The sequence below is a fragment of the Accumulibacter sp. genome (assembly GCF_032229525.1).
Classification (GTDB): domain Bacteria; phylum Pseudomonadota; class Gammaproteobacteria; order Burkholderiales; family Rhodocyclaceae; genus Accumulibacter.
Genome location: NZ_JAVTWB010000138.1, coordinates 1 through 9,174 on the forward strand (window position 1 = coordinate 1; position 9,174 = coordinate 9,174).

Genomic DNA, 9,174 nt, shown 5'->3' on the forward strand with positions numbered 1-9,174 from the left:
CGGCGGAGTGTATCAGAGGATGGATTAATGTTAGAACTGACCCCGGTGACGCCCTGACCCCGGCGACGCCAGTTCGGCCTAAGGCATTGCCGTTCCTACTTGCCGATGTCACGGGGCTTGAGGCCACCGCGTATTCCGATGCTTCCGATCGCAAACAGGGCGAGCAGCACCGCGGCGAGCAACAGCCCCGGCCGGGTACCCCAGTCGACGACCGGGTAGCGCAGCGCGGTCACGAACTGCAGAACGGCAAATACCAGGTAGGCGAAGTTCGCGACCCGGATGCGGGCGTATTCGTTCTCGCGCGCCGCGGCGCAGAGGCTCACCCCGATGGCGAGATAGAAGCTGCCGACCATGCGTGCAGTGAGAGGGGTCAGGGACCATGGCCAGAGTTGTTCCGCATTCGCCGGGGTCAGGAACAGTGTCGCTCCGATCGCCGCCATCACCCCGCCCAACAACCATTGCGAGATGCGTAGCCCAGCGGGCAGGGCCGCCCCCGCCACCGGCGTTGCTGCCGGTTGACGCCACTGTGTCCAGACGGCAGCGAGCAGGCCTGGGAGCAGGCCTGGGAGCAGCGAGACATAGAGGAAAAGCCAACTCCAGGCCCACACCCTGGCGGTCCAGAGCGGGCTATGTAGATGGAACTTGTCAAGGTGCAGGAGGGTGGCGATGAGGATCGAAACGAGCCCCGTGGCCACCACCCAGATGCCCACTCGTACCGACGCCCAGTCCGATTCGCGCAAGCCCAGCCCCAGGGCCGTGGCGACCGCAAGGTAGCCGCCGCCGAGGAATGCTGCCGTGATCGACGGCTTGATGGTCCAGGCGAAGAAGTCACTCGTCTGCTCGCTCAGCACGAAGAGCGAAACCCCCGCCGCGGCGACGAAAACGAAGGCTGCGCGCATGAAAAGGCTGGCGCTCATCGTCACGGGGGTGAAAGCGGGCGTGCGGGTGGCCATGGTAACGATCCTCACGCGGACGGGCGTTATCGGGAGTGATGAGCTCTGGCGAGGTCGGATTGACGCGGCGCGGCGGGAGAAATCGGCCGTTCCGCCAACTTGGCGCCATCTTGCCAGAAATCGGCAACGGATCTCACTTTCGCTGGCTGCCGCTTCAGCCTTCGCTCCGAAAGTCGGGAGCGCAGCTCTCAGGGGTCACACAGCAGGTCTTTCCTTTTGCCTCCGATGGAGGGTGCCCGCGACTTCGACTCTGAGTGCTCTGGTCATCGGGGAAGATTAATAGGAGATGGTGGGATGTTGGAACTGACCCCGCCGACCGCTGTTTATACCGACCGAACTGTATGCCATCGAGTCACGAAAAACGGCAGCCGAAGCTGCCGTTGTTGATCCTGTCCGGATGCCTGTCAGCCGTATTTCCGGCGCCGCGTGGCAAGCGCAAGTAGCGCTACACCAACCAATGCAACACTGGCAGGCTCCGGTACTCTTTCGGGTGGCAGTGGCTGAGTCGTGTAATCAATGACAATTGACGCACTGTCTCCCGTGAGCGCGAACGCCAGCGCCAAGCCCAGATCGCCAGGACCGCCGACAAAATTACTACCGTCACCGGAGAGCACAGTCAAGTCTCCGCCTTCAAGGGCGGTGCCGAACCCTGTCCAGATGCCCGATCCAAAGGAGACCAGGGACGCCCCGGAGATACTAGAGCCCGACAAACGTACGGTGATACCGCCTCCAACGGTGTCGTACTGGAATAGTGCCAGGTCGCCACCTGCAATAGAACCCGTAAACGCGGCGGTGTCGTCACCGAAACCAAGGATATCGTTCTCCGCGTAGAAACCAAATGTTGTGCCGTCAAGGCTTGTACCGGTTGCGGCTGTAAAATTGAATGTAGTCCGAGCGACAGTACCGATCAGTTCAGTGACGGCGCTTGTGGTCACCGAGCCCGTGACAGCGCTGTTACCAATTGTCCCGCCACCAAGGGCAACGGGCGACCCGAACCCACCCGCGGCCCCATTACTCAGCACTGTTGTACTACCGGTTGCAAAACGAAGGAACGGGTCAATTGACCAAGTCGGCGTAGCAGGGAGGGACAAATCGGTGTAATCAAAAAACCCGCCAGATGGCACCAAGCCATTGTTGGCTTCTCCCCCGTAAACCGTAACCGACGTCGATGCGTTGCTCAACACCAGCGGCGCCGCAGTGGTAGACATGGCCGCCAGCAACGCCAGAACGGTTACAGTGACTCTACGAAACGCGCGCATGGAAAAGCTAGATTGGCTCATGGTAGCTCCAAGTATTGAAAAAAAATCCAGGTGGGGGCAGAGCCGTAATTGTCGTCCAACTGCCCTATACAATAGTTGAAGCATGATGCGTGCCAAATTCTCAAGCGCGTGAAATGGTTTTATTTAACAGTTGCTTATAGATTCACGACAGACAAGCGATCCCATAGGCTGTAAAAAAATCCGACACTTTTTGTCTGCGAGGAGAAAGAATCGCTTGAGGGAACATCGGAGAAGGACGACGGTTTTCAGCCAATCCCGAGACGTGGCAACGAACTACAGTTCGCAGAAATATTTCTCGTCAGATAGCGTAGTTGCAGGAAGTTGCCGTGACGTCGAGGTTCTTCAGTTCGTCCCGCTTCTCGGCACCGGTGTAGCCGGCATCCAGGAAGACGTCCTTTTCTTGCCCGTTCAGCAGATGCGCGGTCTGCGTGAGTTCCGCCTCGTTCGCTGCTGTACCGACGACGGTGTGCGCCAGCCCGCTCTCGGCATCGACGCCAAGGTACGCCTTCATCCGACAGCTTGTAGCACACCTGCAAACAGCACACCCGCAGCATCCGCTCGAGCCTGACCGGCGGCCGGCCTCGCGTACCCTTCGGGTAAGAGGGCAAGACGACAGCCAGCAATGCAGACCACGGGATGCGCTGTTCCAGCTCGGCAAGAAACCGCTCGCGCTTCGTCAGGCGCTACTTCCGTTCAAACTCAACCTCGGAAAAACTGATCTGTTTCATCGTCGGCGCTCGTGCAGATTTGATAGTTTTATTATACCATTAGGATATGCGGCGATTTGATCAACGTTTCCGTAAGCGTGTTGGTTCGCGGAAGAGCGACGCCGCTATTTTCCCGTACTCGTCCGCCCCGATTTCGTTCAAATGATGATTGTCATGGTAGATGAGTCGCCCACCGAAGAAAGGCGCATTGGCAAACAGCTCATTGCTTGAAAAATCTACAAACCGCGCCGACTCATACTCCAAGACAATTTTCCTGATCGCATAATTTGCCTGATGCCATTCCGGATCAAGTGAAACCCGACGTCCGATTGCGAGCTTTTCAAACCGTCTCTGGCGCAGGACATTTCCAGACAGCATGGGGATCTGAGCCAAGACGATAACGTTTTTTCCATGTGCCTCAGCGTCTGCCAGGAATGACTTAAAAGCCTGCATGAAGGCCGGGCTTGATGACTGGTACTGCCACATGCCAGCGACCACAATAAGCTTGGCTTCCGCAATGTATGGCTTCGCCAGATTTATAGATGCTCTACAGTCTGCTCGTGATAATTCTGGAAGGCGATCCACATCAAAACCTGGAATGGTTACACAACTACTCGCGGTAATGACCCGGAAATTTTGGCCGTTGGTTCGCCCAACAGTATCGAAAAAAATGTTCAACTGAGCCGCGTGGCTATCGCCGAGGACCAGAACCGGTTCAAGCGGGCTGTCTTTTGCTCCGCGAATACAGTCCTTCACTATTCGGCCATGACAAATTGCATCTCCGTCCGCATAGCGCGTATAGGCGACGGGCAACGGGTCCTCTATTGCCGCATTGACCCTGGATGCGAGCGACAGCGGTATGGCAACACCGACGATCAGCGTTGCTATACGCCAAAGCGAAGAATCCGCTCCACCCAATCGCTGCCGGTAGGGAATCTCGATCCACCGCCAGGAAACGTAAGACAGCATCAGTAACAAGATGAGGAACGCCCCCAGCAAGGGGATGCTTAGTTGATAACTCTCGACTGCATATCTGAGGAACGCAAGGAGCGGCCAGTGCCACAAATAGAGCGAATAGGATAGGCTCCCAATCCATACCAACGCCGGATGCGCGAGCCCCACCGAAATGACACCATTCCTGGTCCCCATAACTGCAACTGTTCCGAGACACGGGGCAAGAACCAAAACCCCGGGGAAAGCAGAATTTTCACTGATTAACCAAAAACTTCCGGCAAGAATAAATAACCCAAAGGCTCCAATCCAGTTTGCCCAGCAATCAATCCATTTACGAAGCTGGCCTTGCCCGCGACTGCTTTCGAAAACCGCAAGAGCGACGCCCAACAAAAATTCGGGGATCCGAACAAGGAGTGAGAAATAGGCTGCTTGTTTTTGCCCCGAGTTCACCCCGCGGAGCCCATAAGCAAGTAGCACGATTATCGCTAGCACCAGCGAAAAATCTCGCAGCCGCGGGGGCAACAATAGTATTAAGATAGGCAAGAGCAGGTAGAACTGCATTTCAACCGCTAGCGACCACGTGTGCAGTAGTGGTAGCTCATACGCATTGGGTGCAAAATAATTGCTGAAGTTACTGAAATATGTATTGCTGCCAAAGTAAATTGCAGATTTTGCACTATCCCAGAAAAAACCGAAATCTTTTGGAATGCAAATTACCGCAGCGACAACGGAAGTAACAGCCAGCAGGACAAAGTAGGCTGGAGCGATTCGTCTCACTCGGCTGGCATAAAAATCAACCAGGGAGAATCTGCCATCCCGCTTCTTTCTCAAAATTATTCCGCTAATAAGAAACCCCGAAATAACGAAAAAGACATCGACCCCGACAAATCCTCCGGGAAGCCATTCCTTGTTTATGTGAAATAAAATAACCGCCAGAACGGCTACGGCACGCAAACCCTGGATATCACCTCGAAAGGGTTCCGGATTTGGAACGGAAGCTGATCTAGTCAAGCTCACCCCCCAGCGACCGATTTCGCGTCAGCGGGCCGTCAGCGGGAACAGTTCCAACATTCAAACACGGTCTGCTACGTCCGCCGACGGCCGCATCACCCAGACTTCGAGTCGCCGGCAAGCGCAGAGCTGTCAACGGCGAAGAGGCCGCAGGACATGGACACGTGCAGGGCACCCACGGCTTTCTGGGTCCGCCGAGCTGGCCAGGGGCGTAGTCCGGGTGGCAACACCCCGGCCGCCGCCTTGATCCTGATGGGTGACTGGTGTGCGCACCGGTTCCGACACCGACAGAATGAAACCCGGGACGCGAAGGTCGAGCTGAAGCCAGAGGTGAGGTGAAGGAAAAAGCATCGCGCCAAGGGCGCGAAAGAATTCCTTTGCCTTGTCGACCGGGGCTGGCAAATGGGTGCCCTGCCTTTGCGCGTTCCGCTGCTGATGCCGGCGCCACGGAAGGCTGAGCGCGGGAACGAAGGCTTGGGCGTCGCTGCACGTTGCTACACGCCTTCCTGCCCAAACAGCCTTGCGGCAAGCAACGGAATGTTGGCCACCGGCTCGAACGCCGATAGAGGCACAACGCGCAGATTGGGGCGCAATGCCTTGATGCCCTGCGCGTTGCCTTTTGTGTGCTTGGCCACTTGAAACGCCGAGAGATCTGGCAGCGGCTCGTTTGGTGCACCACCGAACCAGAAGAACGGTCCCAGGTTGAGCGTCTTCTCCTCGAAGTGCATGCAGATGACACAACCGCTTGGCTTTCTGGCCAAGCCAGCATTAACCGTGAAGCGACGGACGCTTGAGCCTCGGAAGGTGGCTTTAAGTTGTATGTGGCGCACGACGCTGGGGGTTTCCAGTACAAGGTCGTAGCCCCCATCGTCGACCTGCGGCTTGAGCACCTCAAGGCGCCTAATGCCGGAGAGCCAGATGTGGCGCATGACTTCACCTGCGAACAGGTGCTCCAGGAGGGCTTCGCGATACGAGGATAGACGACTGTGCTCGGTGGAACTCATGCTGCGGTCTTTGCTGCCCAAGGTCCCGGATTAGCTGCGCGCCGCTTGCGGCGCGTCCCGTGGGGGCGAAGGGATGGCCGATATCGCCGAAACGAGCGGAAAGTTTTCAGGGTGGCGGATGGACTCGACGGACAAATCCACGGCCAGCAGTGGCCAATAAAGGTGGTCCGAAAGGTGGTCCGAAAGGTGGTCCGGGCTTGGCCATTCGACGGTGGTCAGTTGCTCGATGGTGGTCTGTCGGAACCAGGGGAACTCGGAGCACAGCAAGAGAAGCTCCTCATCCCCGAGAAGCATCCAAAAACCGTTTTTCGAGACGTGGGTGACTTCAACCGCCAAAGTGTTTGTGCCAGGCATCGACGATCTCCTCAAGATGGCGAGCGACGACACGCTCGGCGTCGGCCAAATTCCCGTCCGGACAGCCCTGTGTGGTTGGTAAGCTCCAGGCTGGGTTGTAGCCAGAACCTGGCTTCGCCATGCGGATGGGCCACATGGATGTGCATTGTCGGTTCGTCCCGCGAAAAGAAGAAAAGCCGGTACGGGCCATCGCGGACGACTGTAGGGGCCACGCTGTTTCCTGCTGGCTAGCATTTGAGCTAAGCACGCGCGCGGGTTGTCCCTTGTGCCTTACTGCCCATTTGCCCTGCCACCTTTACGATTTTTCTAACGGACGTAGTGTAAGCCGAAACAACCGCGAATGTCCTTCAGGCGGTTGACAGCCAGGCGGGATTGCGCGAGCGCAGTCGAAGCGACAGGCAGGGCCGGCGAGAAGGGCAGCATGAACTCGCATGAGGGTTCACCCAAGTGTGCGTGATGAATTGGGCGGGCGGCTTGAGGGTGGGCGGAACAACCGAGATCCTCACTTGGATATTGCGCGAACCGTGGACTTTGACGGCAGCGCGGAGGACTTGGCCGGCGAAACGAAGTCGCTGTCAAAGGAGGCAGCGTGATCTCAGGTTTCAAATCACGCAGCCCCCCTCTTTGTCGCCACTCTTCCTTGCTTCTTCGTCGGAAATGTCGGAGTGTTAGCACTGACCCCACTGGCTTCGGGCATGGATCAGTGCCACGATGGACTGGTGAAACGGGGTGTCGATGCCGACTTCCCTGCCCATCCTGACGATTGCGCCATTGAGATAATCGATCTCGGTGCGCCGGCCGGATTCCAGATCCTGGACCATCGATGAGCGATGCAACGCGGAGCGGGGGATAACCAGCGGGATGAGGGTGTCTTCCACGTAGTGTCGGCCATTCTTGGCGGGGCGATAGCCGGTGCTCGAGGCAAATACCCGCAAGGTCTCATCCGCCAGATGGCCGATGAGGCTGCGCGAATGCTCGTTTTCCAGCAATTCGCCATAGCTGCGGCCAATCAGCGCGCCGGTGGGATTCATGCAGGTGTTGAAGAGAAGTTTCGCGAAAATCGTCTGCTGGATGTTCGGCTCGTGCACCATCGGCAGAAAGCCGCGGCCCGCCACCTCAAGCATCGGCGTAATCGCCTGTACATCGTCGCCCAGCAGCGAGCCGGTGCGAACCGGGCCGGAATGCGCGTTCACGCTCACATGATTCAGACCGTGGCGCTGCACGCCGATAAGCATGGCGGTGGAGAAGACCGGTGTGTCGGGGCCCATCACTTCGCGCGCCGCTTCGGCCGAGCCGACGCCGTTCTGCATCAGGACAATCGCATGAGGGCGGGCTGGCGCGTCAGGCGCCGCATAAGGGCGCAAGGCATCGGCGACGTCATATGCCTTGGTGGTCACCACCAGAACGTCGCAATCGAGACCGGCCAGGGTGGGGTGGTCGGCGTCCTCGATAGCAATGCGGCCTGGCTCGACACTGTGCTCGCCAAGCAAGCCGGAGACCGTAATCGCCTCGGTTCGCAGGGTATCGACCGATCCCGCGCGAGCCATCAATATCACGCTAGCGCCGGCCAGGGCAAAACTCGCGGCCAGGCCCAGCCCCACCGAGCCGCCGCCGATGACGGTCATGCGCAGATTGTTCACGGACACGTCTCGAATGTCCAAGCACCGAATCCGGCGACGCGCAGCGGCCGCTGGAATGATGAGTTGGAACGCTGGATATTTGGAGAAGAAGACATGGAAGTCTTGCCAGTAATTTGGAATTCCGGACGTCTAGCGTTACAAGCCGGAGCAAAACGGGGAAGGAACCGCAAACACATTGTTTGCGGTGGAGCAAGGTATCACGTTGCGAGCCGCCACAGGCTGTATGGAAATCAGCTCAAGCAGCACCTCGTGATCGAGGCTGGCAGGCTGCCCGCCGCAAACGAGGAAGTCGCCGGCCGCCCGACCGTACAGTCGCCCACACCAAGCCCGGTCAGCTAGAATCTCCCTGCTCTTCTCCTTCGCCACCCTCGTGAAACTCTTCTACACCGACATCTTCGTTCTGCCGCTGCCGGACGGCCATCGCTTTCCGATGGAGAAGTACGCTCGCCTGCGCGAGTGCTTGCGCGCCTCCGGCGAGTTCGCCGAAAGCGATTTCCAGACCCCGGCGGCGGCGAGCGATGAGCAGCTCTGCCGTGCGCACGACGCAGATTACGTGGCGCGGGTGAGCGCTGGCGAGCTGAGCGCGGCCGAGGTGCGGCGCATCGGTTTTCCCTGGAGCCTGGAGATGGTCGAACGTTCGCGGCGCTCGGCCGGGGCGACGATCGCCGCCTGCCGGGTGGCGCTGGACGATGGCTGCGCGGTGAACCTCGCCGGTGGCACGCACCACGCGCACGCCGGGCACGGCGAGGGCTTCTGCGTTTTCAACGATGCGGCGGTTGCCGCCCGCGTGTTGCAGGCCGAGGGCCTGGTGCAACGGGTGGCAGTGGTTGACTGCGACGTCCATCAGGGCAACGGCACGGCCAGCATCTGCGCTGGCGACGCGAGCATCTTTACCTTCTCGATGCACGGCGCGCGCAACTTCCCGTTGCGCAAGGCGAGCAGTGACCTGGACATCGAACTGCCCGACGGCACCGGTGACGACGCCTACCTGCAGCAACTGGCGCCGGCGCTCGAGCAGGTGTTCGAGCAGGCTCGCCCCGAACTGGTGATCTACCTCGCCGGCGCCGATTGCTACCACGACGACCGCCTCGGGCGCCTGGCCTTGAGCTTCGACGGGCTTGCGGCGCGCGACGAAATGGTGCTTGCCGCGTGTCGCCGCGGCGGCGTGCCGGTGGCCATTGCGATGGCCGGTGGCTATGCGCGAGACATCGACGACACGGTCGCCATCCACCAGCGAACGGTACTCGCCGCGCGGCGGATTTTCGCTCCCC

The 9,174-nt window shown here is 59.1% G+C and carries 8 protein-coding genes and 1 pseudogene; 1 reads left to right on the top strand and 8 read right to left on the bottom strand.

Annotation, left to right across the window (positions count from 1 at the left end; all coding sequences use genetic code 11):
• Positions 1-95 precede the first annotated feature (95 nt).
• The 8 genes and pseudogenes from RUW20_RS10105 to RUW20_RS10140 form a co-directional block, all read right to left on the bottom strand.
• Positions 96-953, bottom strand: coding sequence for a hypothetical protein (locus RUW20_RS10105; RefSeq protein WP_313952080.1), 858 nt, complete (start codon positions 951-953; stop codon positions 96-98).
• 404 nt (positions 954-1,357) lie between these two features.
• The gene (locus tag RUW20_RS10110; RefSeq protein ID WP_313952081.1) at positions 1,358-2,233 is read right to left on the bottom strand and encodes a PEP-CTERM sorting domain-containing protein; all 876 of its coding nucleotides are present in this window, start codon (positions 2,231-2,233) and stop codon (positions 1,358-1,360) included.
• Between the two features lie 328 nt (positions 2,234-2,561).
• Positions 2,562-2,744 (bottom strand): annotated as a pseudogene (locus RUW20_RS21670) (transposase); the annotation flags it as partial.
• A gap of 277 nt (positions 2,745-3,021) precedes the next feature.
• Complete coding sequence (locus RUW20_RS10120; RefSeq protein WP_313952082.1) at positions 3,022-4,848, bottom strand: acyltransferase family protein; 1,827 nt, start codon at positions 4,846-4,848, stop codon at positions 3,022-3,024.
• Positions 4,849-5,399: 551 nt separating this feature from the next.
• Positions 5,400-5,909, bottom strand: coding sequence for a hypothetical protein (locus RUW20_RS10125; protein ID WP_313952083.1), 510 nt, complete (start codon positions 5,907-5,909; stop codon positions 5,400-5,402).
• Positions 5,910-5,939: 30 nt separating this feature from the next.
• A complete protein-coding gene (locus RUW20_RS10130) occupies positions 5,940-6,245 on the bottom strand; it encodes a DUF2442 domain-containing protein (RefSeq protein WP_313952084.1) in 306 nt (101 codons plus the stop codon).
• A gap of 29 nt (positions 6,246-6,274) precedes the next feature.
• Entirely contained in the window at positions 6,275-6,409 is a 135-nt protein-coding gene (locus RUW20_RS10135) for a hypothetical protein (protein ID WP_313952087.1), read from the bottom strand.
• A gap of 522 nt (positions 6,410-6,931) precedes the next feature.
• Positions 6,932-7,903: a 2-dehydropantoate 2-reductase gene (locus RUW20_RS10140; RefSeq protein ID WP_313952085.1), complete on the bottom strand. Its 972-nt coding sequence runs from the start codon at positions 7,901-7,903 to the stop codon at positions 6,932-6,934.
• A gap of 370 nt (positions 7,904-8,273) precedes the next feature.
• Here RUW20_RS10140 and RUW20_RS10145 point away from each other — a divergent pair.
• Positions 8,274-9,174 (top strand): histone deacetylase (locus RUW20_RS10145; RefSeq protein ID WP_313952086.1); only part of this gene is annotated, 901 nt, incomplete at its 3' end.